The 24,960-nt window shown below is 60.1% G+C and carries 27 protein-coding genes, 1 tRNA gene and 1 pseudogene; 21 read left to right on the top strand and 8 right to left on the bottom strand.

The window, feature by feature from the left end; all coding sequences use genetic code 11:
• Nucleotides 1–25: 25 nt before the first annotated feature.
• The 9 genes and pseudogenes from purC to KSS96_RS28245 all read left to right on the top strand — a co-directional run bounded on the left by purC (nucleotide 26) and on the right by KSS96_RS28245 (nucleotide 5,820).
• Entirely contained in the window at nucleotides 26–739 is a 714-nt protein-coding gene (purC, locus tag KSS96_RS08085) for a phosphoribosylaminoimidazolesuccinocarboxamide synthase (protein ID WP_003172493.1), read from the top strand.
• 83 nt (nucleotides 740–822) lie between these two features.
• Nucleotides 823–912 (top strand) — tRNA-Ser (locus KSS96_RS08090).
• 347 nt (nucleotides 913–1,259) lie between these two features.
• A complete protein-coding gene (locus tag KSS96_RS08095) occupies nucleotides 1,260–1,745 on the top strand; it encodes an Hcp family type VI secretion system effector (RefSeq protein WP_065877079.1) in 486 nt (161 codons plus the stop codon).
• A complete protein-coding gene (locus tag KSS96_RS08100) occupies nucleotides 1,745–2,473 on the top strand; it encodes a DUF4225 domain-containing protein (RefSeq protein ID WP_068934966.1) in 729 nt (242 codons plus the stop codon). Before KSS96_RS08095 ends, KSS96_RS08100 begins: the two co-directional genes overlap by 1 nt.
• Nucleotides 2,474–2,866: 393 nt before the next feature.
• The gene (locus KSS96_RS08105; protein WP_017529578.1) at nucleotides 2,867–3,154 is read left to right on the top strand and encodes a hypothetical protein; all 288 of its coding nucleotides are present in this window, start codon (nucleotides 2,867–2,869) and stop codon (nucleotides 3,152–3,154) included.
• A 38-nt stretch (nucleotides 3,155–3,192) separates the two neighbouring features.
• Nucleotides 3,193–3,504 (top strand): hypothetical protein, encoded by a 312-nt coding sequence (locus KSS96_RS08110; protein WP_017529577.1) that lies wholly within the window; start codon nucleotides 3,193–3,195, stop codon nucleotides 3,502–3,504.
• Between the two features lie 111 nt (nucleotides 3,505–3,615).
• The gene (locus tag KSS96_RS08115; protein ID WP_065877076.1) at nucleotides 3,616–3,882 is read left to right on the top strand and encodes a hypothetical protein; all 267 of its coding nucleotides are present in this window, start codon (nucleotides 3,616–3,618) and stop codon (nucleotides 3,880–3,882) included.
• A 312-nt stretch (nucleotides 3,883–4,194) separates the two neighbouring features.
• A pseudogene (locus KSS96_RS28240) lies at nucleotides 4,195–4,962 on the top strand (MCP four helix bundle domain-containing protein); the annotation flags it as partial.
• Between the two features lie 48 nt (nucleotides 4,963–5,010).
• Nucleotides 5,011–5,820 (top strand): methyl-accepting chemotaxis protein, encoded by an 810-nt coding sequence (locus KSS96_RS28245; RefSeq protein WP_420712914.1) that lies wholly within the window; start codon nucleotides 5,011–5,013, stop codon nucleotides 5,818–5,820.
• A gap of 60 nt (nucleotides 5,821–5,880) precedes the next feature.
• Here the strand turns inward: KSS96_RS28245 and KSS96_RS08125 are convergent, their stop codons facing one another.
• Nucleotides 5,881–7,185 carry an MFS transporter gene (locus KSS96_RS08125; RefSeq protein WP_017526708.1) on the bottom strand — a complete coding sequence of 435 codons (1,305 nt, stop codon included), beginning with the start codon at nucleotides 7,183–7,185 and terminating at the stop codon, nucleotides 5,881–5,883.
• A 198-nt stretch (nucleotides 7,186–7,383) separates the two neighbouring features.
• Between KSS96_RS08125 and KSS96_RS08130 the strand changes: the two genes are divergently transcribed.
• The 3 genes from KSS96_RS08130 (at nucleotide 7,384) to KSS96_RS08140 (ending at nucleotide 8,969) form a co-directional block, all read left to right on the top strand.
• Nucleotides 7,384–7,530, top strand: coding sequence for a hypothetical protein (locus tag KSS96_RS08130; protein ID WP_175404185.1), 147 nt, complete (start codon nucleotides 7,384–7,386; stop codon nucleotides 7,528–7,530).
• A gap of 96 nt (nucleotides 7,531–7,626) precedes the next feature.
• Nucleotides 7,627–8,550 (top strand): LysR substrate-binding domain-containing protein, encoded by a 924-nt coding sequence (locus KSS96_RS08135; RefSeq protein WP_065877074.1) that lies wholly within the window; start codon nucleotides 7,627–7,629, stop codon nucleotides 8,548–8,550.
• A gap of 56 nt (nucleotides 8,551–8,606) precedes the next feature.
• The gene (locus KSS96_RS08140; RefSeq protein ID WP_065877073.1) at nucleotides 8,607–8,969 is read left to right on the top strand and encodes a 5-carboxymethyl-2-hydroxymuconate Delta-isomerase; all 363 of its coding nucleotides are present in this window, start codon (nucleotides 8,607–8,609) and stop codon (nucleotides 8,967–8,969) included.
• A gap of 49 nt (nucleotides 8,970–9,018) precedes the next feature.
• Here the strand turns inward: KSS96_RS08140 and KSS96_RS08145 are convergent, their stop codons facing one another.
• The 4 genes from KSS96_RS08145 to KSS96_RS08160 form a co-directional block, all read right to left on the bottom strand.
• Nucleotides 9,019–9,954, bottom strand: a complete 936-nt coding sequence (locus tag KSS96_RS08145) for a LysR family transcriptional regulator (protein ID WP_065877072.1) — start codon at nucleotides 9,952–9,954, stop codon at nucleotides 9,019–9,021.
• A gap of 137 nt (nucleotides 9,955–10,091) precedes the next feature.
• On the bottom strand, nucleotides 10,092–11,279 hold the full coding sequence (locus KSS96_RS08150) for a cyanate transporter (protein ID WP_217855975.1): 1,188 nt from the start codon (nucleotides 11,277–11,279) through the stop codon (nucleotides 10,092–10,094).
• A 220-nt stretch (nucleotides 11,280–11,499) separates the two neighbouring features.
• Nucleotides 11,500–12,114: an NAD(P)-dependent oxidoreductase gene (locus KSS96_RS08155; RefSeq protein ID WP_017526702.1), complete on the bottom strand. Its 615-nt coding sequence runs from the start codon at nucleotides 12,112–12,114 to the stop codon at nucleotides 11,500–11,502.
• A gap of 34 nt (nucleotides 12,115–12,148) precedes the next feature.
• Nucleotides 12,149–13,015 (bottom strand): MBL fold metallo-hydrolase, encoded by an 867-nt coding sequence (locus KSS96_RS08160; protein WP_065877071.1) that lies wholly within the window; start codon nucleotides 13,013–13,015, stop codon nucleotides 12,149–12,151.
• Between the two features lie 107 nt (nucleotides 13,016–13,122).
• On the opposite strand from KSS96_RS08160, the gene KSS96_RS08165 reads away from it, so the two are divergent.
• Both KSS96_RS08165 and KSS96_RS08170 read left to right on the top strand, forming a co-directional pair.
• Nucleotides 13,123–14,028, top strand: a complete 906-nt coding sequence (locus KSS96_RS08165; RefSeq protein WP_017526700.1) for a LysR family transcriptional regulator — start codon at nucleotides 13,123–13,125, stop codon at nucleotides 14,026–14,028.
• Between the two features lie 100 nt (nucleotides 14,029–14,128).
• On the top strand, nucleotides 14,129–14,305 hold the full coding sequence (locus KSS96_RS08170) for a hypothetical protein (RefSeq protein ID WP_017526699.1): 177 nt from the start codon (nucleotides 14,129–14,131) through the stop codon (nucleotides 14,303–14,305).
• Here the strand turns inward: KSS96_RS08170 and KSS96_RS08175 are convergent.
• Nucleotides 14,298–15,176 (bottom strand): helix-turn-helix domain-containing protein, encoded by an 879-nt coding sequence (locus KSS96_RS08175; RefSeq protein WP_017526698.1) that lies wholly within the window; start codon nucleotides 15,174–15,176, stop codon nucleotides 14,298–14,300. The genes KSS96_RS08170 and KSS96_RS08175 overlap by 8 nt on opposite strands.
• Nucleotides 15,177–15,365: 189 nt before the next feature.
• On the opposite strand from KSS96_RS08175, the gene pobA reads away from it, so the two are divergent.
• Complete coding sequence (pobA, locus tag KSS96_RS08180; protein WP_175404186.1) at nucleotides 15,366–16,550, top strand: 4-hydroxybenzoate 3-monooxygenase; 1,185 nt, start codon at nucleotides 15,366–15,368, stop codon at nucleotides 16,548–16,550.
• 66 nt (nucleotides 16,551–16,616) lie between these two features.
• On the top strand, nucleotides 16,617–18,134 hold the full coding sequence (locus KSS96_RS08185) for an MDR family MFS transporter (RefSeq protein ID WP_068934967.1): 1,518 nt from the start codon (nucleotides 16,617–16,619) through the stop codon (nucleotides 18,132–18,134).
• Nucleotides 18,135–18,203: 69 nt separating this feature from the next.
• On the opposite strand, the gene KSS96_RS08190 is transcribed toward KSS96_RS08185, so the two are convergent.
• Nucleotides 18,204–19,043, bottom strand: a complete 840-nt coding sequence (locus KSS96_RS08190; RefSeq protein WP_217855977.1) for a cache domain-containing protein — start codon at nucleotides 19,041–19,043, stop codon at nucleotides 18,204–18,206.
• A 116-nt stretch (nucleotides 19,044–19,159) separates the two neighbouring features.
• Nucleotides 19,160–19,933: a transporter substrate-binding domain-containing protein gene (locus KSS96_RS08195; protein ID WP_026067168.1), complete on the bottom strand. Its 774-nt coding sequence runs from the start codon at nucleotides 19,931–19,933 to the stop codon at nucleotides 19,160–19,162.
• Nucleotides 19,934–20,300: 367 nt separating this feature from the next.
• On the opposite strand from KSS96_RS08195, the gene KSS96_RS08200 reads away from it, so the two are divergent.
• The 5 genes from KSS96_RS08200 (at nucleotide 20,301) to KSS96_RS08220 (ending at nucleotide 24,958) form a co-directional block, all read left to right on the top strand.
• Nucleotides 20,301–21,671 (top strand): glutamine synthetase family protein, encoded by a 1,371-nt coding sequence (locus KSS96_RS08200; protein ID WP_217855979.1) that lies wholly within the window; start codon nucleotides 20,301–20,303, stop codon nucleotides 21,669–21,671.
• Between the two features lie 101 nt (nucleotides 21,672–21,772).
• Nucleotides 21,773–22,372 carry a class I SAM-dependent methyltransferase gene (locus tag KSS96_RS08205; RefSeq protein WP_017526692.1) on the top strand — a complete coding sequence of 200 codons (600 nt, stop codon included), beginning with the start codon at nucleotides 21,773–21,775 and terminating at the stop codon, nucleotides 22,370–22,372.
• A gap of 122 nt (nucleotides 22,373–22,494) precedes the next feature.
• A complete protein-coding gene (gene rnd, locus KSS96_RS08210; protein WP_017526691.1) occupies nucleotides 22,495–23,628 on the top strand; it encodes a ribonuclease D in 1,134 nt (377 codons plus the stop codon).
• The gene (locus KSS96_RS08215; RefSeq protein ID WP_017526690.1) at nucleotides 23,625–23,918 is read left to right on the top strand and encodes a YcgL domain-containing protein; all 294 of its coding nucleotides are present in this window, start codon (nucleotides 23,625–23,627) and stop codon (nucleotides 23,916–23,918) included. Before rnd ends, KSS96_RS08215 begins: the two co-directional genes overlap by 4 nt.
• Nucleotides 23,919–24,025: 107 nt before the next feature.
• Complete coding sequence (locus KSS96_RS08220) at nucleotides 24,026–24,958, top strand: D-2-hydroxyacid dehydrogenase (RefSeq protein WP_065877067.1); 933 nt, start codon at nucleotides 24,026–24,028, stop codon at nucleotides 24,956–24,958.
• Nucleotides 24,959–24,960: the final 2 nt, after the last annotated feature.

Raw genomic sequence — 24,960 nt, forward strand, 5'->3', positions numbered from 1 at the left:
CACCTCACTCAAAGCGGAGCCCATCATGGAAAAACGTGAAGAACTCTACCGCGGCAAAGCCAAGTCAGTTTACAAGACCGACGACGCTAACCGCCTGATCTTGCTGTTTCGCAACGACACTTCGGCGTTCGACGGCAAGCGCATCGAACAGCTGGACCGAAAAGGCATGGTGAACAACAAGTTCAACGCCTTCATCATGCAGAAACTCGAAGAGGCCGGCATTCCGACCCAATTCGACAAACTGCTGGGCGACAACGAGTGCCTGGTGAAGAAGCTGGACATGATCCCGGTCGAATGCGTCGTGCGTAACTATGCCGCCGGCAGCCTGGTCAAGCGCCTGGGCGTGGAGGAGGGCCTCAAGCTCAACCCTTACACCTTCGAACTGTTCCTGAAGGACGACGCCAAGGGCGACCCGTTCATCAACGAATCCCACGTCGTGGCGTTCGGCTGGGGCACCGCTGAACAACTGGCGCGCATGAAGGAGTTGTCCCTCAAGGTCAACGACGTGCTGAGCAAGCTGTTCGACGACGCAGGCCTGCTGCTGGTGGACTTCAAGCTGGAATTCGGCGTATTCCACGACGGCTCCATCGTCCTGGGTGACGAATTCAGCCCGGACGGTTGCCGCCTGTGGGACAAGGACACCAAGAAGAAGATGGACAAAGACCGCTTCCGCCAGGGCCTCGGTGACGTCATCGAAGCCTACGAAGAAGTCGCCAATCGTCTAGGCGTACCGCTTTAATCGACGCAAGCATCTGATAGCACGGAAAAAAATCGCTTCGGCGCTTTGCATCCACGAGTCATGCTGTTATGATGCGCGCCGTTGGAGAGATGCCAGAGTGGCCGAATGGGACGGATTCGAAATCCGTTGTACCTTCACCGGTACCTAGGGTTCGAATCCCTATCTCTCCGCCATTATTGAATACGACTAAGCCCCTGAAATGGTTGAACATTTCAGGGGTTTTTTCGTTGTTGGGGTTTGGTTTAGGGCAAATTTAGGGCAAAACTGCGAATGCTGAACTGCTTCTTCTGGCACTTAGGTTACGGCGTTGGAGCTATTGCCGAAATGGCAGCGCAAAGCTGAACCCGCAGATCTGGATGCGGATGAGGGCGAAACACAACTGCGTAAATACCTGGCGACGCAGACAGTTTGAAACTTCGAGTTTCAGATTTCTTTGAAATACAGAAGCGTCCTACAACTGCGCTTTGGGTTGATGTAATAGCCTGCTCAGCCGATTGGTTTATTACAAGGAAAGGCACCCATGGCGAACACTGGATATATGTCGATCACTGGTAAGATTCAAGGGTTGATTTCGGCAGGATGTTCAAGTCAGAGCTCGATAGGTAATAAATGCCAGCCAGGGCATCTCGATGAGATCATGGTACTTTCCTATAGCCATAACATGGCAAATCTCGGGAATGTCGATAAGCCGACGCATCGGCCAATTGTCCTAACAAAAAATGTCGATAAGTCTTCACCGTTGCTGGCACAAGCTCTTTCAAGTCGAGAAGAAATTCAATGTACGATTAGTTTTTACCGTGTGTCTTCTTTCGGACAACAGGAAAAGTTCTATTCGATATCAATTGAAGGGGGCGTCATTTCGGACCTGACGCTGGATATGCCGCATGTCATTTTACAAAATGACGCTGAACCCCAGGAGCATGTTGCTATTCGTTATCGGAGCATAACTTGGGTCCACCACCTTGCTGGAACGACCGGGTACAGTTCTTGGGGGGGGGACGAGTGATGCCGTTCAGAGATAAGAATGGCGGCAATGAACCAAGCAGCTGCGACTTTTGGCAAGTCAGCCGCGCTGGAAGCATCCTTGCTAACCAAGCTTGTACCGTGAGCGCCCGCCATATCCAAGATGGTGTGTTACGTCTGCAATTCAATCGTGAAGTGGCGTACTACGCGAGAAGTATCGTCCACGATGTGGAGCAGGGTAGAAAATCACCGGAGCAGGGTCTTCGCGACTTGGAGGACGAGCAAAAAAGCCTGCTTGAGCAGTCACTGGAAATTGCTCAAAAGGGTGTCGGGGTGGTCGCTGGTGTATTGCAGTTCGCGGCGGGGGCAGGGATTTGCTACGGCTCTGTTGGCACGCTTTGTCTGGTGGCAGGCGCGCCATTGATGGCGCATGGTGCTAATAACACTTATGAAACTGCACGCAATCTATGGGAGGACCGCACGGATACCCAAGGACCTGTGCGTAAGGGTTATCACGAAGTTTCCAAAGTGATGGGCGGTGACGAATTTGAAGGGAATATGGCCTATGGAGGCGCAGACTTATTGATGTCTGCCTATGGTTTAGGCCGGTTGGTATTGAAACCTGACTCTTGGCGCCTGTTTCGTTATGTTCGTGGTGATTATCAACGTGCGTATATCAATACGAGCAAACAGGCTTTCGCAGTAGATATGACCGCTGACGGGTTTACGATGGGTTCCATGTATAAGGAAACTGCTGAAGATGGACGGTGATCAGCTTTTTGTTACCGTTATATATTTTGTTGTTTCTATGTTGGGTTTTTTATTTTGGCGTGCCGTTATCAGGTATTTTTCCAGTGAGTGTTTTAGGGGTATATGGTTTTTGATGTCCCTTGCTGGAGTCTTGCTATGGGGGGCGATGCAATACGGTGTGTCTAAAAACGGGTCTATTTTGTTCTTTACACAGCCACTGGATTTTCTTGTGCAAAACTACTGGGTGCGATGGATTGCATTCATCAGTGTTCTATTACAGGCAGCGAGCATTCCGAGCAAAAAACCGTACAAGCGATAGTTGCCACGAAAGCAACCGCTGGCTGACAGGCCGAGCTGACAGACTCGATTGAAAACCGATGATACCTTCGCATTTTTCTCTCCAGGAGAAATCACGTGAGACCTGTCATCAAGCGTTCCCTGATCAGTTTGGTGCTGGCGTTGTTCATCTTCATCGTTGCCTTGGGTTTCTACCGCTTCGGCAACACACACGCCGCGCCGTACGTACTGCTCGAAAACTGCGAAGCCGCCGACTTGCGACTGGTGAAGACACCGTCTGCGATGACCCTGCTCAACACACGGATCTACAAAGGCGGCAGCCTAAGTATCAGCGATGACGACCATCGCGCTTTCAAAAGTAGCACCGCCTATGCCGAAGTGGTTGCCCGTGGCGATGATTGCTGATTTAGCTACGGTCGATGCCTTATATAAAGAGTCTAAAAATGATGGACGCTGACCAGGTTTTTTTAACCGTAATTTATTTTGTAATGTCTCTTTCGGTATTTTTAGTCTGTCGCTTGGTCAGTAGAAAGCTTTCGGGCGATAACTTTAGCGAGAAGTGGTTTTGGGTGTGCTTGGTAGGTGTTCTGCTTTGGGGGGCGGCTCAGTTTAGTGTGGCCCGTTACGGCTCAATTTTTCTTTTTTCCTCCCCCTTGGAGTTTCTGGTGAATAACGATTGGGTTCGATGGATCGCTTTCATCAGTGCGCTGCTTCAAGCGACATGTATTCCAAAAAAATCAATTCGGAAAAATTAACGCTCGGTTAGTTTGAGTTGTCACAAAATAACCGCTGTCTGACAGACCGAGCCGACAGACTCGATTGAAAACCGGTGGTACGTTCGCACTTTTCCATCTGGGAGAAATAACGTGCGACCGATCATCACGCGTTCATTCATCTGCATGGGTCTACTGTTGTCGCTCGCCACCGTTGTCTTTGGCGTCGGAGACTACCGCTTCGGTAGCGACCCGCGTCTCGCCTTTATACTGCTCGAAAATTGCGAAGCTGCGGTCCTGCGACTGGAGAAGACGCCGTCCGCGATGACATTGCCCAACGCCCGGATCTACACAGGCGGCAACGGGCGGCGCTGGCGGTTGATCACCTCAACACCCAACGCGGCTATGAGGAACTGCTGACGGAGATTCAACAGCAGGAAGACAACCTGTTGGCCAGGACCCGTACCTGACACCCCCCAACCCTGCTGGTGGCGGACGTGACGCACTACTGAGGGCTATCGAGATGAACATCACCGAAAAACGACTGCAGCAAATCTTCCCCAACGCCGCGAACAAGCGGGCGTTTTTGTGTCGGTGACTGAAAAAAGCCCGCTGATCTCAATGCTCAGCAGGCTTTTCGTGCATTGGAGGGTCGATTCCTAAAGTCCGCCTCCTTCTGGTCGAAATGCTGTCATACGATGTCGTATCCCAAAATAAGAGTATCCCGCCTAAATGTCCCTTCGCAGCCTGTCTATCGCCCGCCGTGCGGGCCTGGGTTTTGCCTTGATTGCTTTGCTCGTGGCCCTGTTGGGTTTTTTTGCGCTATCGAACATGGCGAGCATCCGCGCCAGTGCGGTACAGGTTGAAAGCGGGCTAGTGCCGAAGATGCGGTTGGTCGCTGATATTCGTGAAATCATGCTGCGCATTCGTACGATCTCTTTGCGAATGGCGCTGGACCCGAACCCTGCGGGCATCCCGCAATACCGCAGTCAGATGGACACTCGCAGCCAGGACCTGACGAAACGGCTGGCCGATTTGGAGGCTGTGATCGACACGCCTGAAGTCCGTACGCTCTACGACCAGTTCCAGGTCTCGCTTCGCCAATACCAGCAAGCTTTGGCTCAATCATTCGTGCTGGCCGACAAGCAGCAGGGCGCCGAACTTAACAAGTTGCTGTTGGTGGATATGAAAACCGTGGTCGATGGCTCCGGCGCTCAACTCAATGCGCTCGCCGATTACTACAACGCCCAGATCAACCAACAGGGGCAAGCGGCGGAGTCGCAGTACAGCCGCTCGCGCACCATGGTGTTCGGTTTTGTGCTCCTTGCCGCGTTGAGCACCGTGGTGCTGGCGTGGTTACTCACGCGCAGTATTGTCGGCCCGTTGAGCCAGGCCGTTCGGGCTGCCGAGAACGTTGCCCAGGGTGACCTGACGCAAACGGTGGCGGTGACTGGCGACGATGAAGTCACTCGCCTGCTGGTGGCTCTCAAGAGCATGCAAGCCAACCTGCGCGGGACCTTGCAACTGATTCGCCAGTCAGCGGGGCAGATGGCGTCGTCTGCCACCGACCTGAATGGCATCACCGATCAAAGCAGTCGCAGCCTGCAAAAGCAGACGGCGGAAATCGAGCAGGCCGCTACCGCGGTCAACGAGATGACCTCGGCGGCGGACGAAGTGGCGCGCAATGCGGTGTCCACCTCCGAGTCCACGCGGCTGTCCAACGAAACCGCGCGCGAAGGCCAGCATCGCGTGGGCGAGACCGTCAGCGCGATTCAAGCCCTGAGCACCAATATCGGCGAAACCTCGACCCTGGTGCAGAACCTGGCGGAGCAGTCACGGGATATCGGCAAGGTCCTCGATGTGATTCGCTCTATCGCCGAGCAGACCAACTTGCTGGCGCTCAACGCGGCGATCGAGGCTGCGCGCGCCGGTGAGTCCGGGCGTGGCTTTGCGGTGGTAGCCGACGAAGTGCGTGCGCTGGCCCATCGCACCCAGCAATCGACCCTGGAAATTGATCAGATGGTGACCGCCATGCGCATCGGCTCCAATGATGCATTGACTTCAATGCAGTCCAGTACCCAGCGTGCCACCGACACCCTGGCCCTGGCGGAGGGGGCGGGGGGGGCCTTGAGCCAGATCACCGACTCTATCGACCAGATTCACCAACGCAACCTGGTGATTGCCAGCGCTGCCGAGGAACAAGCCCAGGTGGCCAAGGAAGTGGATCGCAACATCGTGAACATTCGCGACCTGTCGGCGCAATCGTCTTCCGGTGCCGGGCAGATCAATGGTTCCAGCCAGGAGCTGGCGCGGCTGGCGGTTGCACTCAACGAAGCGGTGGCACGCTTTCAGGTGTAGCAAGCGCGTGCCACCGACCACGGGTGGGTGGCACGCAGGTCGTGAGGCGCCGAGGCGACGTTACATCGCCTGCTGAACCACCTGCCCACGGTTGCCGGCGCGGCGATACAACGCCAGGGTCGAGCACAGGGCACACAGCGCGGCGAACATCATCCAGTAAGCCGGCGAGGCCTTGTCTGCGGTGATGTGGATAAACCAGGTGGAAATGGCCGGGGTAAAGCCACCAAACACCGCGGTCGCCAGGCTGTAGGCGAGGGAGAAGCCTGCCACGCGCACTTCCACCGGCATGATTTCGGTGAGCGCCGGGATCATCGCGCCGTTGTACATGCCATAGAGGAAGGAGAACCACAGCAGCGTCTCCAACATATGCGCAAAGCTTGGGGCATTCACCACGTAGGACAGGGCTGGATAAGCCGTGAGAACGGTCAGCACAGTCATGGCCAGCAGCACCGGCTTGCGGCCGAAGCGATCGCTCAATGTGCCGCCGATGGGCAGCCAGACAAAGTTCGACACGGCTACCAGCAAGGTCACCAGCAGGGCGTCGGAGGTGCTCAGTTGCAGCACGGTCTTGCCGAAGGTCGGCGCATACACGGTGATCAGGTAAAACGCAGTCGTGGTCATGGCTACCATCAGCATGCCGCCGATCACCACGGTCCAGTTCTTTGCCAGGGTCGCCATCACTTCGCGCATGGTCGGGCGATGCTGGCGCTTGGCGAACTCTTCGGTTTCCTGCAGGTTGCGGCGTAGCAGGAAGATAAACGGAATAATCACGCAACCGACGGCAAACGGAATGCGCCAGCCCCAGTCGGCAACCACGGCCGGCTCCATCCACACGTTCAGGCCGTAACCCAGGGCAGCGGCGACCACGATGGAAATCTGCTGACTGCCCGACTGCCAACTGGTGTAGAACCCTTTGCGGCCCGGGGTGGCCATTTCCGCCAGGTACACCGACACACCGCCCAGTTCCGCCCCGGCCGAGAAGCCTTGCAACAGGCGACCGAGCAGCACCAGCAACGGTGCCCACAGGCCAATGGTGTGGTAGCCCGGCACCAGCACGATCAACAGCGTGCCGCTGGCCATGATCGACAAGGTCACGATCAGGCCTTTACGGCGCCCCACGTCATCGATGTAGGCCCCCAGGATCACCGCACCCAGCGGGCGCATCAGGAAACCTGCGCCGAACACGGCGAACGTCATCATCAATGAGGCAAACTCATTGGCGGCGGGGAAGAACGCGGCGGCGATGTAGGTGGCGTAGAAGCCGAACAGAAAGAAGTCGAACTGTTCAAGAAAGTTGCCCGAAGTAACGCGGAAAACCGCACCAATTTTCGAGCTGGCAGAATCGGGCCGGGAAGGGCTAGTCATGGTTATGTGTCTCCAGCGTTCTTTTAAAGTGCTTGTTTCACTTACGACCTGAGATAGTGGCTGACACATTTAGAAATGATAAGTGAATATTTTTCTTTTTATTTTTGTGAGCCGCTTACCGGACGGGCACAGCGTTCAAATCATCCAGCCTGTTCTATGCTTAAAGGTGTGACCAATTCTTACGGATGGGAGATGGCTATGGGTAACGAACGCAAGCAACAAGACGAGCCGGAACGCGAACAACCCCAGCGGCAGCACGAAGAGGAGAAACCGCAGACCTGGAAGCACCCGGACGACGGGACGGAGCTTTCTGAGCGGGATCAGGAGTTTCCGCTCAAGCCTTGAGCCGCGGGCCTTGCGGCGTATCGGCAGATAGGCGCATAGACGCCGCGCGCCGCGCTTTCTACACTGCGGCCTGTCGTGGGGAAGAGGCAGGCGCCGATGAATCGCAATGAATTACGCAAGGCCGACATCAACCTGATGGTGGTCTTCGAAGCACTGATGCTGGAGCGCAATGTCACGCGGGTGGCCGAGAAGCTGTTTCTCGGCCAGCCGACCATCAGTTCTGCCCTCAACCGCTTGCGCACCTTGTTCAACGACCCGTTGTTCATTCGGGTCGGCCACCGCATGGAGCCCACGGCGCGCGCCGAGGAGATCATCCTGCACCTGTCACCGGCCCTGGATTCGTTGTCCTCGGCGCTGAGCCTGACCCACGATTTCGACCCGTCCATCAGCACCATGACCTTTCGTATCGGCCTGTCCGACGATGTGGAATTCGGCCTGCTGCCGCCGTTGCTGCGCGCCTTGCGCCAGGAAGCGCCGCAGGTGGTGTTTGTGGTGCAACACGTGGATTACTGGCGCATTCCTGACCTGCTGGCCTCCGGTGACATTACCGTCGGCATCACCCAAACCCGTGGGCTGCCGGCGAATGCCAAGCGCAAATTGCTGCGCCATATCCGCCCGCGACTGCTGCGCGCCGATGCCTCGGACACGCCGCTGACCCTCGATGAATATTGCTCACGCCCCCACGTGCTGGTGTCTCACACCGCCAACGTGTCGGGCTTTGCCGATGAGTGGCTGGCAGAAATCGGCCGCAAGCGTCATGTGGTGCTGTCGGTGCCGCAATACAGCGCCTTGCCCGCATTGCTGGCCGGTACCGACCTGATCGCCAGCCTGCCGGACTACACCGCCGAAGCCATGGCGGTGTCGGGCAACCTGTTCTGTGAGCCGTTTCCGTTCGAAACACCGACGTTGGACTTGTCCATGGTCTGGCTCAGCCACGTGGACACCGACCCGGCCGAGCGCTGGGTACGCTCGCGGTTGGAGGCGTTTATGAGTGATCGAGGGCTTGGGGCCAAGGCTTGAAGCGTTTATCCGTGGTATACATCTAAGAATCTTCCTACAAGAACTCGGAGACACCCATGCCCCACCTGCACCTCGAATACACCGCCAACCTTACAGGCCTGGCCGTCGAAAAGGCCTTGTTGCGGCTTAACAATGTGTTGATGGCATCCGGGCAGTTCGGTTCTGAATTCGATATCAAAAGCCGCGCGGTGAAAGTCGAGAGTTTCCAGGTGGGTACATCGCTCAGTTCACGCGGCTTTATCGCGGTGAAGCTGTCGTTGCTCAGCGGGCGGTCGGCGCAGGTCAAACAGCAGTTGTCCCAGAGCCTGTTGGCGGCATTGCAGGATCTGGGCGACTGGCCGGCTGACGTGCAGGTTCAACTCAGTGTTCAACTGGTCGACATGGATCGCGACGCTTATAGCAAAGTCGCAATCGGCTGATACGCATTAACACGGCGGGTGGGGGAGCAAGCTCCCTCACCACCGGTGTTCAGAGCAGACCTTGCTCGGCACACACCTTCACCACTTGCTCGCGAAACCAGGTATTGGCGCTGTCCTGTTCACTGGTTTCATTCCATTGCATATCCAGCGTGAACCCAGGCAACCCGTTGGGCGCCTCGCAGTGGCCGTAGGCGGGGGCCAAAGCCAGCAGCTTTTGCACGCGGCGGGGCAGGGTGACGATAAAGTCGGTGCCGGTGATCATCTTTAAGGCTGCGCTGTAGCTGTTGGCCCGGGCGATCACGTGGCGCTTGTGGGCCTGGCGGGCGAGCCAGCCGTCGATCATGTTGGTATCGGACGTCCATGGCGTGGGGAATACGTGGCGCCGCTCGACGAACGATTGCAGGCTGAATGCGGGCTCCCGGGGAGCCGAGCGTTTGTCGAACACGCACACCAAATCGTCTTCCAGCAGCATCTGGGTCTTGAAGTCTTTATGGGCGCGGTGAAAATGCGGGCCGAAACAGATCACCAGGTCCAGGCGGCCTTCGCGCAGGTCGTCGGCGGGGATGTCGGTTTCCAGTTTCTGCACATTGACGATCACCGGCAGGTCGGCGCGGTCGAAGGTTTTCAACAGGCGCGGCAGGATCAATTGCTCGAAGTATTCCGGGGCACAAATATTGAAGGTCACGGCCTTCTGCGTGGGATCGAAGGCCTGGCCACCGGCGTGGCACAGGTTGATGCTTTCGAGGATCTTTTGCACATGGCCGTACATGGTCGTGGCCTTGTGCGTAGGACGCATGCCCGCCCGAGTGTTGATAAACAACTCGTCTTCAAAACTGGTGCGCAGCTTCTTCAGGCTGTAGCTCACGGTGGACTGGCTGACGAACAGCGTTTCTGAAACATCGGTAACGCTGCTCTGATCGTAGACGGCGATAAACACCATCAAGTCCTGCATATCGAGTTTTCTGAGCAAGTTACTGTTTAGCATCCATTCCGTCCGTAAACCCGCTGTACCGAACTCAGTACACAACAGCGCAAAAGCTTAACGGAACGGGCGTGCCAATAGAAAGCGCTGTAGGTTTTTTCTATGTTTTTGGTGGGACAAATACTGTTTGCAACACGACGTCAGCGGATATGTTGCGCGTAATGCCTGGGGTCAAAGCGCATGACGATCAACAGCATCACCACCACAACCGCCGTCAGCGCCCACCAGGCCCATTCGAAGCTGCCCAATTGGTCGCGAATCATCCCGGCGATCAGCGGCGACAAGCCGGCAATCAGGTAGCCGATACCTTGTACGAACGCGGTCAGCCCACCGGCACGGCGCGGGTTGTCCAGGTGGTCCAGGGAAAGGATCAGGCTCATCGGGAACAGCCCGCCGATGCCCAGGCCGAGCAGGCATGGCCATAACAGGCTCAGCTGGTGCGGGCTCAGGATCAGCCCACAGAAGCCGATGATGATCAGCACCAGCAACACCGCCACCACGCTGCGTTTATCCCGGCGCCGATTGGCAATGGCCGGGGTAACCAGGCCGGACACGACTTCCATCGCCGTCAGGAAACCCAGCAGTAAACCGGCGTTTTGTTCGCTCCAGCCTTGCTCGACGTAGTACGGCGCCAGCCAGGCGAGTACACAGGTGTAGGACGCTGTGCCAAGGCCAAAAAAGATCGCCAGCAGCCAGGCGCGACCATTACCGAAAAAAGCTTCCTGTGCGCCTGAACCGGCGTGGGGTAACGGTGGCAGCACCGAGCGCTGGGCGTACCAGACGACCACCGCCACCAGCGCCAGCACTGCCCAGATCGCCAAGCCGATGCGCCAACTGCCGGTGTGCACTTGCACGAAGGGCGAGAACGCTGCCGCCAGCGCCGCGCCGCCCATGATGGCGGTGACATACAGGCCCATGAACAGGGAAACATTGTTGCTGAAGCGCGACTTGATCAGCGCCGGCATCAACGCCTGGATCATCGCAATACCGATACCCGCCGCGATGGCGCTGACGATCAGCTCCAGCGCCGAATCGAGGAACAACCGCGACAACGTCGCCACGCCAATCACCACCAGCGACAACACAATGCTGCGGTGCTCGCCAACACGCTTGGCCAGGCCCATGCCAAAGAACATCGCCAGGCCCATGGCCATCACCGGCAGCATGGTCAGCAACGCCGCGCTGCTGAAACTCAACGGCACATCGCCGCGAATCGACGCCAACAAGGGGCCTACCGCCGCCATCGATGGGCGCAGGTTAAGGGCGACCAGTACCACGCTGATCATCAGCCAGGGGGCGGTGGTGGGTTTTGCCTGAACGTTTTCCATGGGCCTGCCTTGGGTGAACAAGGGGCAATCAGGCCATGGTTGGGGGAGTGGGGCAAATGAGAAAGTCGCAGGCACTATTGAAAAATTGCAGTGGCTGCAAGAGCACCTATCAAAATGTGGGAGGGGGCTTGCTCCCGATAGCGGTGGTTCAGTGGTTACATCCTGACTGATCCACGGCTATCGGGAGCAAGCCCCCTCCCACATTTTTGACCGCGTTGGGTCAGTAACCGACGGTAAAGCGTTGGCGCGAGTGCTTCGGTGTTTCCACTTCATCGAGCATGGCGATGGCATAGTCGGCAAAGCTGATCGAGCTTTTACCGTCACTGCCCACCAGCAAATTATCCTGGCCCAGGCGGAATTTACCGGTGCGTTCGGTGCCATCGAACAGCGCCGATGGCGACAGGAACGTCCAATCCAATTGTGCTTCCTGGCGCAGGGCCTCCAGGAATTCAGCACCTGCGCTGGCCTCGGCCTTGTACTCGGCAGGGAACCCCTCGCTGTCGATCACCCGGCCGCCACCCGGCAGCAACAGCGAGCCCGCGCCGCCCACCACCAGCAAGCGTGGTACGCCGGCCTTTTTCACCGGGCCGATCACGGCACTGGCGGGGAGGGTGGCGAAGTGCGCGGCACTGATCACCACATCGCTACCGCTGATTGCCTGTTGCAGGGCTTCGGCGTTCAGCGCATCGACCTGTTTAACGGTGACGTCCGGGCGCGCGGCCAGCTTGTCGGTATTACGCGCAATAGCCACCACGCTATGCCCGCGACGCAGCGCTTCTTCCAGCAGTTGACTACCCGCACGGCCAGTGGCCCCAATAATTGCGATTGTGCTCATGATGTTCTCCAGTACGGTTAAGGTTTGAACGGTTTCACCACTTCATTTCGCCCTTGGCGACTTTGGCGCTCAGCTCCAGCGAGCTTTCGTCAGCCAGGGTCGGGTAACGCTTTTTCATGGCCGCGATCAGCGCGGCGGAGTCCTTGGCCTTGGCGGTTTCGAGGTCGAACGCCTTGATGTAGTCGGCGGTAAATGCCACCGAGGCCGGCGACGGTGTGCCCAGGTAGTGGCCGGGGACCACGGTGCGCGGCTTCAGGTCTGCAATGCGTTGCAGGGTGGCCAGCCAGTCTTTGTGAGACTGCGAACTTTGGGTGTCGGCCATCCACACGTGGATGTTCTCGGCGACGACTACTCCACCGACCACGGCTTTTATCGAGGGGATCCACACAAAGCTGCGATCCGGCTGCGGGCCGTCCAGGCCGATTACGTCCAGCTGCTGGCCTTCGAGCGTCAAGCTATGGCCTTGTAACACCTGCGGCACGATGGTCTTGGCCGGTTTGTCGGCGCCCATTTTCGGGCCCCAGAACGCCAATTTGCCGGCCACGGTGGCGTTGATATGGTCGACCACCGGTTGCGGCGCCACTACCTTGGCTTTCGGGAACGCGGCGGTGAGGGTGTCGAGGCCGAAGTAATAATCCGGGTCGCCGTGGCTGATGTAGATGGTGGTCAGGTTTTTGCCGCTGGCGCGGATCTTCTGCACCAACTGCTCGGCCTGGCCTTTGCCGAATTGCGCGTCCACCAGGATCGCGTCCTTGGCGCCGCTGACCAGCACCGAGGTCACCGGGAAGATCGCCGCCTCGCCAGGGTTGTACACGTCCAGGCTCAGGTCGGCCGCTGCCGCATGGGCGGCAAATGCCAGGGCGGCGGTGGCCAGGGTCAAGCGCTTGAAGGTTGAGAACATCGGGCAGCTCCAGCAATCGGTTCAAAGAGTGCACAGAGCTTAGTTGCACCAAACACGACTAAAAATGCGATGCTGGGACATAGTTTGTTTCTGAAATCGGGCAAATCATGGATCGTCTTCAAGCAATGCGGGTATTCGTCACCGTGGTGGACCTGGGCAGCCAGTCTGCCGCGGCTGATCATCTGGACCTGTCGCGCCCGGTGGTGTCGCGCTATTTGGCCGAGTTGGAAGACTGGGTCGGCGCGCGCCTGCTGCACCGCACCACGCGCAAACTGAGCCTCACGGCCGCCGGCAGCGAAACCTTGCCGCGCTGCCGGCAACTTTTGGAACTGTGCGGTGACATGCAGGCCGCCGTCAGCGAACCCGACGATGCGCCTCGCGGCCTGCTGCGCTTGAGCGTCAGCACTTCATTTGGCCAGGCGCAATTGGCCGAGGCCATTGCCGAATACGTCAAGCGCTACCCCTTGGTCACGGTCGACCTGCAAATGCTCGACCGCACGGTGAACCTGGTGGATGAGCGCATCGACCTGGCCATCCGCACCAGTAACGACCTGGACCCCAACCTGATCGCCCGGCGCCTGACCGTGTGTCGCTCGGTGGTGTGCGCGTCCCCGGCGTATCTGCTGGAGCATCCGGCGCCGCAAAAAGTCGAAGACCTGGCGCGGCACAACTGCCTGACCCACTCGTATTTCGGCAAAAGCCTGTGGCATTTCGAAGAGCAGGGTGAGCACGTGTCGGTGCCGGTGCACGGCAATATCACGGCCAACGAGGCCAGCACCCTGCTGCGCGTGACGCTGGCCGGGGCCGGGGTGGCGATGCTGCCCAGTTACCAGGCCGGCGATCACATCCGCCGCGGCGAATTGGTGAAACTGCTGCCCCAGGCCGACCCCCGGCAAATGAACATCTACGCGGTGTATGCCTCGCGTAAACACATGCCCTCGGCGCTGCGCAGCCTGCTGGATTTCCTGGTGCTGAGGTTCCCCGAAGAGCCGGCATGGGATATCGGTCTCTAGGGCGACATAACGCTGTTGAATGTCGCCCAATAATGGCAACTCGCCCTGGCTGGCCTATGCTTTAAACAGCACCGTGTGGATCCGTCCAGAGGTCTGTGCCATGAGCATCAAAACCAGAAAATACCTGATGATTTTCACCCTCTGCGCCTTGGCCAGCGCACTCTACGGGACTGCCGCCTACCGGGTGGAACAGACCCGTATGCAGCCGACCTTCGCGATCAGCTGCCATCAGGACCACTGCGTTCCCCACTCCGGCAGTTTCAGTGCACTCAGGTAAGCGGCGGTTCAGCCTTGAGTTGCTCGCGAAACGCCTTGGGTGAGAACCCGACCCGTCGGCGAAACAGCCGAGAGAAGTTGGTGGGGTCGGAAAAACCCAGCACCTCCGACATTTCATTGATGGTCATGCTGGTGTAAGTCAGCAAGCGCTTGGCTTCCAGCAACTGGCGGTCATGCATGATCTGCAACGCTGGCTGCCCACCCAGCTCGCGACAGGTTCCATTCAGGTGTGAGACCGAAATACCCAGCTTGTGGGCCAAGTCCTCGATCTTCGGGTGTTCGCGGTAATGCTGTTCGACCAGTTGGGTAAAGCGCCGGAAATACTCGCTGCCCCGTGGTGCGCGCGGGTGGCGACGTTGGATGGCCTGGCGGCTGATCCACACCAGCAGCACGCTGATCAAGGCGTGCATCATCATGTCCCGTGCCGGTTGTTCGTTGGCGTATTCCGCTTGCAGGCGGGCGAACTGGCTGTTGAGGTAGTCGCTGTCCGCGCCCGCCGGGTAACTGCCCAACGCCTGCAGGCCGCCTGCCGTGGCGCCCAACTGGGCCTGCAAATGGCTGACCAGCGGCGCCGCCAGGGTCACCACATAGCCTTCGACATCTTCGGCAAAGCGAAATCCGTGCACGCATAACGGCGGCAATACCTGCAGCGTGGCTTCGTTGAGCGTGGTGCGCTGGCCCTCGATTTCCAGCTGTGCCTGGCCTTTGTGTACATACAACAACTGGCACAGATCCGCGTGCCGGTGGGGCTGGATTTCCCACTGGTATTCCCGACTGCGGCGGGAAATGGTTTCGCAGTGCAACAAATCGGGGGTCGGCCATTGCTGGCTTTCTCCGTAAAGCTTGAAGACCGGAATCGCGGTTTTAGTCATGGTTTCAATCCGACACTCAGGATAGTTGTTCGGTAATCGCCCCAATTGGCAAAAAGCGCAGGCTTTGGCTAAGTTTTCACCTTCTTATGCCGCCCACTCAAGTGAAAAATGTCAGCTACCTCAGCAATGACAACTCTTTCACCTGATCCGTTCGGGTGTAACGTGCGGGCGATAAAAATAATGAAAACGTTGAAAACCCAAGTCGCCATCATTGGCGCCGGTCCCTCCGGACTGCTGCTCGGCCAGCTGCTGCATAACGCCGGGATCCAGACGCTTATCCTGGAGCGCCAGAGCGCCGATTACGTGCAAGGCCGTATCCGCGCCGGGGTGCTGGAACAAGGCATGGTCGACCTGCTGCGCGAGGCCGGTGTCAGCCAGCGCATGGAGGCCGAAGGCCTGGTGCATGATGGCTTCGAACTGGCGCTCAATGGCCAGCTCACCCATATCGACCTCAAGGCCCTCACCGGCGGCCAGTCGGTGATGGTCTACGGCCAGACCGAAGTCACCCGTGACCTGATGGCCGCTCGCGCCGCCGCCGGGGCCCAGACTTTTTACGAAGCTAGCCATGTGCAGCCCCACGACCTGAAAACCGATCGCCCCTGGCTGACCTTCGAGCACCAGGGCCAGGCGTATCGCCTGGACTGCGACTACATCGCCGGTTGCGATGGTTTCCACGGCGTGGCGCGCCAGTCGATCCCTGCGGAGTCATTGAAAGTCTTCGAGCGCGTCTACCCCTTTGGCTGGTTGGGCATCCTCGCCGACACGCCACCGGTGCACGATGAACTGGTGTACGCCAAGCATCCGCGTGGCTTTGCCCTGTGCAGCATGCGTTCGCCCACCCGCAGCCGCTATTACCTGCAAGTGCCGGCCGAGGAGCCGCTGGATGAGTGGTCTGACGCGCGCTTTTGGGACGAACTGAAAACCCGTCTGCCCAGCGCCCTGGCCGCACAGCTGGTCACCGGCCCCTCGATTGAAAAAAGCATCGCGCCGCTGCGCAGTTTCGTGGTGGAGCCGATGCAATACGGGCGCCTGTTCCTGCTCGGGGATGCGGCGCATATCGTGCCGCCCACCGGTGCCAAGGGCCTGAACCTGGCCGCCAGTGACGTGAGCACCCTGTTCCGGATCCTGCTCAAGGTGTATGGCGAAGGACGCGTGGATTTGCTGGAACGCTACTCCGCCATTTGCCTGCGCCGCGTGTGGAAGGCCGAGCGGTTCTCCTGGTGGATGACCTCGATGCTGCATCAATTCCCGGAGGCCGATGGCTTCAGCCAGCGCATTGCCCAGAGCGAGCTGGAGTACTTCATTCACTCCGAAGCCGGGCGCAAAACCATCGCGGAAAATTACGTCGGGCTTCCTTACGAGGCTATCGAATAGCCTGCTATCGTATCGAGCATTGCCGTGGGCTGCCGTTGCCTGCCGGCCTGGCTCGAAGGTTCTACCGTGACTCAGCTCAATCAGCCCGCACCGCCGCTCCCGGCGGTGCGCAGTATCCTCGCCTCGTTGATGATGGCGATCTTCCTTGGCGCCCTGGACCAGACCATCGTCGCAGTGTCCATGCCCGCCATCTCCGCGCGGTTCCACGATGTCAACCTGCTGGCCTGGGTGATCTCCGGCTACATGGTGGCCATGACCGTGGCGGTGCCGATCTACGGCAAGCTGGGCGACCTGTACGGGCGCCGCCCGATGATGCTGATCGGCATGGGCCTGTTCACCGTGGCGTCGCTGTTTTGCGGCCTGGCCCAAAGCATGGAGCAACTGGTGCTGGCGCGGGTGCTGCAAGGCATCGGGGCGGGGGGGATGATCTCGGTGAGCCAGGCGATCATCGGCGACATCATCGCGCCCCGTGAGCGCGGGCGTTACCAGGGCTATTTCAGCAGCATGTATGCGGTCGCCAGCGTGGCCGGGCCGGTGCTGGGCGGTTACATGACCGAATATCTGTCGTGGCGCTGGGTGTTCCTGATCAACCTGCCGCTGGGCGCCGGCGCCTGGTACGTGGCCTATCGCACCCTGGTGGGGCTGCCGATACCGCAGCGCAAGCCGATCATCGATTACCTCGGCACCGTGCTGATGATCATCGGCCTGACCGCCTTGCTGCTGGGCATCACCGAAATCGGCCAGGGCCGGCCTTGGCGTGACAGCCAGGTGCTCGGCCTGCTGGCGTGCGCGCTGGTGGCGTTGACGCTGTTTGTGTGGCACGAACGCCGTGCGCCGGAGCCCTTGCTGCCGATGCACCTGTTCGCCAACCGCAGCGCGGTGTTGTGCTGGTGCACGATTTTCTTCACCAGCTTCCAGGCCATTTCCCTGACAGTGTTGATGCCGCTGCGCTTTCAGGCCGTGACCGGCGGCGGTGCCGACAGCGCGGCCTTGCACTTGCTGCCCCTGGCGATGGGCCTGCCGATGGGCGCGTATACCGCCGGGCGCATGACCTCGGTGACAGGGCGCTATAAACCGATGATCCTCAGCGGTGCGCTGTTGAGCCCGCTGGCGATTATGGGCATGGCTGTGAGTGCGCCTCAGGACGTGCTGCTCACCGGCGTGTTCATGCTGCTGTGCGGGATCGCCGCCGGTATGCAATTTCCGACCTCGCTGGTGGGCTCGCAAAACTCGGTGCAACAGCGCGACATCGGCGTTGCCACCAGCACCACTAACCTGTTCCGCTCCCTTGGTGGCGCGGTGGGCGTGGCCTGTATGTCGGCGTTGCTGCTGGCGTTGTTGCAGGACTCCAGCTTCGCCCACCTGGCCAGCGGTGCGCTGGTGGCCGAGGGCAGTTCCGGCAACGTGTTGTTGGACGGGCTGAACGCCGCTCCAGGCCCGGCGCAGGATGCCTTGCGCGGGGAACTGGCGGTGACGTTCCGGCATTTGCTGATGGTGAGTGCAGCGGTGTCTCTATTGGGGCTCGCGGCCGCCATCGCCATGCCGAATCGGGTGCTGCGCGGCCGCGAAGACAAGGCCAGATAACGGACACCATAGAGATCAAAATCTGGGAGGGGGCTTGCCCTCTCCCATTTTTTTTACCGCATTTCAGCTTCAGGGGCTGTAGTAACCCACCGCCACCATGAAGTGCCCGCTCTTGCGGATATAAGCATGTTTGTTCTCGACCTTATCGGTCACCGGGTTTTTCCAGCGGTACTTGTATTCCCCCTGGTCCTGCTCGGCCATCAGCTTGAGAATCGGCTCGCCCACCGGTTTGCCATCCGGGTCCTTGATCTTGCTGAAGTCCGTGTTGATCAGCCTCAGGTTGGTGCCGTGGGCCACGTAGCGTCGGGTGTTCAGGTCCACCACAAACACATACAGGTCGTCCTGCAGGAAGCCACCCTGCAATGAGTTGATGGCCTTGAGCGTGCCGGCCTCATCCTTGACCAGCGCGTTCACCGCCTTGTTGCGCAGGGCGCGCGCCTGTTCCGGCGTGGCCCGTGGCAGGTAATAACCCACCGCGAGGATGCGTTCGCCGACGCGCTGATAAAACACATGCTTGTGCTCGACCTTGCCGTCGTTCCAGTTCTGCCAGCGGTAGTCGGCCTGCTGGATACCCTGGCCTTCGGGTACCTTGAGGGCGTCCTTGAATGACTGGCGCAAGTCCGGCCCCAATACTTCAGACACGTCGCGGCCGATCAAGGCCGAAGAGGGCCCGCCGCTGGCCAGCAACACACCTTGGGTATCGACCACGAATACGTAGCGGTCCTGGTCGATAAAGTCGCCCTGGCGGCTGAACGTGGCGAATGCCTTGTCGCCATGGCTCTGGTAGTAAGCCAGGGCTTTTTCCAGCAGGGCCTTGGCCGCCTCGGCGTCTTGAGCCTGAGTTGGATTGGCGTGCACCTGGCTGAAACACAACAACAGCAGCCAGGTGATCCGCAACAGTGCCTTCATGACCCGTCCCTCGTTTTGTTGATTTCCAAGAGCGTAGACGGTGCCGGCTGATCAGAGCGGTTTGTCGGGAGGTATTTACCCTCCAACTGCCTGCCGCCGCGCCGCGTGCCCGTTGATCAAGGCGCCGCCAGCCACTGCTTGACGATGGCTTGGTACTCGCCTGTGGCCACGCTCAGGTGCAGCCACTGGTCGACATAGCTTTTCCAGGCCATATCGTCGCGCGGCAGCAAAAAGGCTTTTTCGCTGTACTGCATCTGCCGCTGCGGGTTGACCGCACACAGCCCGGGCTTGAGTTTTTGCTGGTAACGCGCTTCGCTGGCGTCGGTGATCATCACATCGGCTTTGCCGGCGAGCAGTTCGTCGAAGATGGTCACGTTGTCGTGCAGGCGGATCTGCGCCTGGCCCAGGTGGGCGCGGGCGAACACTTCGTTGGTGCCGCCGGCCGGCTCGATCACCCGTACCTGCGGCTGGTTGATCTGTTCGACGGTCTGGTAGCGCTGCACATCGGCGCAGCGCACCAGCGGGATCTTGCCGTCTTCGCCGAGAGACTGGCTGAAGAACGCCTTTTTCTGGCGCTCCAGCGACACCGAAATACCGCCTACGGCGATATCACAGCGCTTGGCAAGAAAGTCCGGCATCAGGGTTTTCCAGGTGGTGGGCACCCAGATGAGCTTGGCAGTGAGGCTCTTGGCCAGGGACTCGGCCATGGCAATGTCGATGCCTTCATAGGTGCCGTCGGCGCGCAGGGAGGTATAGGGCTTGTAGTCGCCGGTGGTGCACACGGTGAGGGTGCCGCGTTGCAGCACTTCATCCAGGCGCGACGGGGCGGTGTCGGCCAGGGCGCTGGTGGCCAGGGTTGCCAGTACACACAGGGCGAGCGGAGCTTTCATGCGGTCGAGTCCTTGGGGCATGGTCGGGGGCAGCCATTATTTCCAGCGCGGGGCAGGGTGGCAAGGCGCGGCGAATGTTTAGCCGGGTTGCAACCACACTCCGGCATCCCTGAATTTAACCGCCTGCCCAGGCGTGTGACGCTGCGGGCCTGTACCTCACCGTGATTCGCCCATGGACGGTTCCGCTGATACGCACCTTGCGACACTGCCGTCCACGCTGGCGTTCTGGGCGTTGTTTCACTGTCGGCATGCACGCCCTCCAGACACCTCTCTCCTACGTTGATCTACCCCATGGATGACGCGCGCCTGTGCGCATCTGCCCGGCGGCGCCCGCGCGCCCGCCAGTCGCAACCGTATGAGAACCGCCATGAGTGTGTTTGCCAGCCTGCACGAAGCCCAATCCTTCCTTGAGCACAACCCCGACATCGAGATGTTCGAGCTGTTCATCCTCGACAACAACGGCGTACCGCGCGGCAAGTTGCTGCACCGGGATGAACTGTTGGCGGTGTATCAATGCGGGCGCCCGTTGCCCAGCACCATCCTGGGCCTGACCATCAATGGCGACGACGTGGAAAACTCCGGCCTGGTGTGGGACGTGGGCGACATCGACTGCCGCGCCTACCCGATCAGCGGCAGTTTGCAACGCATGCCCTGGCGCCTGATCCCGACCGCCGCGGTGCAAGTCAGCATGCACCCCACTGAAGGCCTGCCCGCCACCGTGGCCGACCCTCGGCATTTGCTGGCCAGGGTAATCGACGCGCTCAAGGCCGACGGCTATTACCCGGTGATGGCGGCCGAGTTGGAGTTCTATCTGCTCGACCAGAAACCCGATGGCAACGGCCGCCCCCAACCGGCGCGGGATGTCGACGGCGGTCGCCCGTGTTCGACCCAGGTCTACGGGTTGCGCGAACTGGAGCAGATCGAACCCTTCCTCGCTGACCTCTACAGCGCCTGCAAGCTGCAAGGCATTCCGGCGCGCACGGCGATTTCCGAGTACGCCCCGGGCCAGGTGGAAATCACTCTGCAACACCGCGCCGATGCCCTGCAGGCGATGGACGAAGCCGTGCGCTACAAGCGCCTGGTCAAGGGCGTGGCCCACAAGCACGGGATGAGCGCCTGCTTCATGGCCAAGCCGTTCGACGACCTGGCGGGCACCGGCATGCATATGCACGTGAGCCTGGCGGATGCCGAGGGCAACAACCTGTTCGCCAGCGAGGCCGGCGACGGTACGCCGCTGCTGCGGCATGCGGTGGGCGGCATGCTCGGCACGTTGCTCGACTCGCTGCTGATGTTCTGCCCCAACGCCAACTCCTATCGGCGCTTCCAGGCCAACAGCTACGCACCCCTGGCCGCCACATGGGGGGTGGACAACCGCACCGTCAGCCTGCGCGTGCCGGGCGGCCCGGCCAGCTCCCGGCACATCGAGCACCGTATCTGTGGCGCCGACGCCAATCCCTACCTGGCCGCCGCCGCGATCCTGCTCGGCATCCACCGGGGAATCCGCGAACAATGCGACCCCGGCGCGCCGGTCGAGGGTAACGGTTACGCCCAGGCCAAGAGCCTTTTGCCCACCGACTGGCTCACCACCCTGCGCGCGCTGGAAGATTCCAGCTGGGCCAGGGAGGCATTCGGCAGCGAGTTCCTTGGCGTGTACCTGGCGGTCAAACGTGCTGAATATCGCCAGTTCATGGGTGAGGTGGGGGAGCAGGATTGGCGTTGGTATTTGCATCAGGCCTGAGCCGATCAACGGGCGTGATGGCTTCGACCTTTTTTTCACGTTGCAGTGGTTAAGCTGCGAATCAAGGTCGTTCACTCCCGTTTAACCCTTATGAGCCGATGATGTCGCCACAACCTCCCTCCTCGATCGAGATCGAATACGCCGAACGCTGTGACCGCGAACACGCCAGGGCCTGCGGCGACACGCGCCCGCCTGGGCTGCGCCGCCGCCTGGCGTCGTGGCGCGACGAGTGGTTGGTACGCCAGGCGCTCAAAGTGGCCGGCGAACCGGGGCTGATCCTCGACCTGGCCTGCGGCGCGGGGCGGTTCTGGCCGGTGTTGGCCGAGCACGTCAACCGGGTGATCCTGGCGTCGGACAACTCCCAGGCCATGCTCGATCACGCCTGTACCCATCACCCGGCGGCATTGCTCAAGCGGATCAAGACCTTTCAGGGCTCGGCGTTTTCCATTGGTCTGTCGGCGAATGCGGTGGATTGCATCTTCTGCCTGGAGTTGTTTCGTCATGTGCCCAGCAGTGAAGGGCGACTGGCGTTGCTGCGCGAGTTTCACCGGGTCAGCCGCGACACGGTGATTGTCTCCGTCAACTCGCGTACGGCAGTGGACGATGAGTTTCGCCAGGCCGGCTTCAAAGTCCTGAATTACCAGGAATTCATTCCGGGCTCCGCGCTGTGGCGTGTCTACGTGCTGCGTAAGAAAGGATAACCATCCCCTGTAGGGCTATTCTTCGTCTCCTGTCTGAGTTTTCATGGTTGCCTGTGCACTGTGGATGCTCGCAAGTCCCTTTCGCGATATATACTGCGCGCCATTCTTCAAGGGAGAGCCGTGTGGCCATCGATATTCACTGGATCTGCGACAACGATAGCCTCGGCCAGCACTGCGCCGAATGGCAGCAGTTGCCATTCGTCGCCCTCGACACCGAATTCATGCGGGTCGACACCTTTTATCCCATTGCCGGGTTGATCCAGATCGGCGATGGCGCACGCGCTTACCTGATCGATCCCCTGACCATTGACAACTGGCAACCCTTGGCCGCGCTGCTGGAAAACCCAGCGGTGATCAAGGTGGTGCACGCCTGCAGCGAAGACCTCGAAGTCTTGCTGCGTCTGACCGGCAGCCTGCCGGTGCCGTTGTTCGACACCCAATTGGCGGCGGCTTACCTGAACCTCGGCTTTTCCATGGGCTATTCGCGCCTGGTGCAAGCCGTGCTCGACATCGAACTGCCCAAGGGTGAGACGCGTTCGGACTGGTTGCAGCGGCCATTGTCCGAGACGCAAATCAGCTACGCCGCCGAAGACGCGGTGCATTTGGCCGAGGTCTACATTCGCCTGCGCCCGCAGCTGTCCGACGACAAATACGCCTGGGTGCTGGAGGACGGTGCCGAACTGGTGGCCAACCTGCGCCGCGAAGTCGACCCGTACGAGGTGTACCGCGACGCCAAGCTGGCCTGGAAACTGTCCCGCGCTCAACTTGCCGTGCTGCGAGAGCTGTGCGCCTGGCGCGAGCAGCAAGCCCGCGCCCGCGACCTGCCGCGCAACCGAATCGTTCGCGAGCACTCGTTGTGGCCCCTGGCCAAGTCCCAGCCGGACAACCTCGCCGCACTGGGCAAGATCGAAGACATGCACCCGCGCACCGTGCGCCAGGATGGCCAGTTCCTGCTGGACTTGATCAAACGTGCCGGCAGCCTGCCCATGGACCAATGGCCGCCCGCCGTGGCTGAACCGCTGCCGGTGGATGCCGCCGCGCTGATCAAGCAACTGCGTGCCCTGGGCCAAACGTTCGCCGAGCGCCTGGACATGGCGCCGGAACTGATGCTGCGCAAGAAAACCCTCGAAGCCCTGGTTAAAAGTGGCTACCCCGATGGGCCTTACCAATTGCCAGACTCGCTGCGTGGCTGGCGCCGCGAGTTGATGGGCCAGGCGCTGCTCGACAGCCTGGCCACTGCCGGAGAACAGCCTTGAAACGTATCTGCTCCATCTATCGCAGCTTGAAAAAAGACGGCATGTACCTCTACGTGCTCAAAAGCGATGCCCTCGAGCGCGTGCCCGAGCCCTTGATGGCCGCCTTCGGCAAGCCGCACCACGCGTTCGACATGGTGCTGACGCCCGAGCGCAAGCTGTCGCGCGAAGACATCGCCGTGGTCCTGGAAAACCTCGACACGCAGGGCTACCACCTGCAAATGCCGCCGGCCGAGGACGAGTACATCGAACACTTGCCCGAAGAGCTGCTGCGTCGCAACGACCCGATGTGATCGACCGGTGCTCTGTCCTGGGCACCTGCTTCAATGAAATCGTATTAGTGGGCGGTGGCCGTAAGGATGCGGGCGGCCGTCTGCACTGTTTTTGAAAGGTTTGAACCATGCGCGTTCTGATTGCTGAACAGGATCACCCGCTCTACGCACAATTGCTCAACGACGTGGCGCCGGACCTTGAGGTGCTCACCAGCGGCGACTCGGCCGAACTGTCGCGCCTGGCCGCCGATTGCCCGGTGTGGCTGGGCCAGCCGGACCTGTTGGCAACGCTGTTGCGCCAGGGCCATCGTCCGCAATGGCTGCAATCGACCTGGGCTGGCATTACGCCGCTGCTGGCCGAAGGCTTGCCGCGCGATTATCGCCTGACCCGCGCGGTCGGCATTTTTGGCCAGGTCATGGCCGAATTTGTCCTCACCTACATGCTGGGCCATGAGCGCGAAGTGCTGGCGCGGTTGGTCAGCCAGGTCGAACGCAAGTGGGACAACCGCACGGGCCAGAGCCTGGCGGGGCGCAAGGTGTTGATCGTCGGCACGGGCGATATCGGCCAGAGCGTCGCCGAGTTCCTCGTACCCTTTGGCGTGAAGCTGTACGGCATCGCCAGTACCGCGCGCGAGCAAGCACCCTTTATCGAAGTGGCCGGGCTCGAACAACTGGGCCGGCTGGTAGGGGAGGTGGACTACGTGATCAACCTGCTGCCCAACACGCCTAATACCCACGATGTGTATAACGCCGCGCTGTTCAAGCAGTTCAAGCCGACGGGCTTGCTCATCAACGTGGGCCGTGGTGTGGCGGTGGTCGATGCCGACCTGGTCGAGGCATTGAAAGAAGGGCACCTGGCCGGCGCGGTGATCGACGTGTGCCGCCAGGAACCGCTGCCGCAGCGCCACCCGTTCTGGACCGCCTGGGGCCTGTTGTTGACCGGGCACAGTTCCGCGCCGACGTCGCCGCCGATGATGGTCGAGTTGTTTTTACAGAACCTGCGTGCCTACCGGACCAAGGAAACGCTGCGCGGGGAAGTTGATTTCGCACGGGGTTACTGACA

It is taken from the genome of Pseudomonas asgharzadehiana (assembly GCF_019139815.1).
GTDB lineage: Bacteria > Pseudomonadota > Gammaproteobacteria > Pseudomonadales > Pseudomonadaceae > Aquipseudomonas > Aquipseudomonas asgharzadehiana.

Coding starts and splice junctions, on each gene's coding strand:
- KSS96_RS08100 (WP_068934966.1), top strand. CDS start 1,745: ATGCCGTTCAGAGATAAGAATGGCGGCAATGAACCAAGCAGCTGCGAC.
- KSS96_RS08095 (WP_065877079.1), top strand. CDS start 1,260: ATGGCGAACACTGGATATATGTCGATCACTGGTAAGATTCAAGGGTTG.
- KSS96_RS08135 (WP_065877074.1), top strand. CDS start 7,627: ATGAATCGCAATGAATTACGCAAGGCCGACATCAACCTGATGGTGGTC.
- KSS96_RS08155 (WP_017526702.1), bottom strand. CDS start 12,114: ATGAGCACAATCGCAATTATTGGGGCCACTGGCCGTGCGGGTAGTCAA.
- KSS96_RS08205 (WP_017526692.1), top strand. CDS start 21,773: ATGTCGCCACAACCTCCCTCCTCGATCGAGATCGAATACGCCGAACGC.
- KSS96_RS08145 (WP_065877072.1), bottom strand. CDS start 9,954: ATGCTAAACAGTAACTTGCTCAGAAAACTCGATATGCAGGACTTGATG.
- KSS96_RS08190 (WP_217855977.1), bottom strand. CDS start 19,043: ATGAAGGCACTGTTGCGGATCACCTGGCTGCTGTTGTTGTGTTTCAGC.
- KSS96_RS08125 (WP_017526708.1), bottom strand. CDS start 7,185: ATGACTAGCCCTTCCCGGCCCGATTCTGCCAGCTCGAAAATTGGTGCG.
- KSS96_RS08175 (WP_017526698.1), bottom strand. CDS start 15,176: ATGACTAAAACCGCGATTCCGGTCTTCAAGCTTTACGGAGAAAGCCAG.
- KSS96_RS08140 (WP_065877073.1), top strand. CDS start 8,607: ATGCCCCACCTGCACCTCGAATACACCGCCAACCTTACAGGCCTGGCC.
- KSS96_RS08195 (WP_026067168.1), bottom strand. CDS start 19,933: ATGAAAGCTCCGCTCGCCCTGTGTGTACTGGCAACCCTGGCCACCAGC.
- KSS96_RS28245 (WP_420712914.1), top strand. CDS start 5,011: ATGGCGTCGTCTGCCACCGACCTGAATGGCATCACCGATCAAAGCAGT.
- KSS96_RS08200 (WP_217855979.1), top strand. CDS start 20,301: ATGAGTGTGTTTGCCAGCCTGCACGAAGCCCAATCCTTCCTTGAGCAC.
- KSS96_RS08170 (WP_017526699.1), top strand. CDS start 14,129: ATGAGCATCAAAACCAGAAAATACCTGATGATTTTCACCCTCTGCGCC.
- KSS96_RS08165 (WP_017526700.1), top strand. CDS start 13,123: ATGGATCGTCTTCAAGCAATGCGGGTATTCGTCACCGTGGTGGACCTG.
- KSS96_RS08150 (WP_217855975.1), bottom strand. CDS start 11,279: ATGGAAAACGTTCAGGCAAAACCCACCACCGCCCCCTGGCTGATGATC.
- KSS96_RS08220 (WP_065877067.1), top strand. CDS start 24,026: ATGCGCGTTCTGATTGCTGAACAGGATCACCCGCTCTACGCACAATTG.
- KSS96_RS08130 (WP_175404185.1), top strand. CDS start 7,384: ATGGGTAACGAACGCAAGCAACAAGACGAGCCGGAACGCGAACAACCC.
- purC (WP_003172493.1), top strand. CDS start 26: ATGGAAAAACGTGAAGAACTCTACCGCGGCAAAGCCAAGTCAGTTTAC.
- KSS96_RS08160 (WP_065877071.1), bottom strand. CDS start 13,015: ATGTTCTCAACCTTCAAGCGCTTGACCCTGGCCACCGCCGCCCTGGCA.
- KSS96_RS08110 (WP_017529577.1), top strand. CDS start 3,193: ATGATGGACGCTGACCAGGTTTTTTTAACCGTAATTTATTTTGTAATG.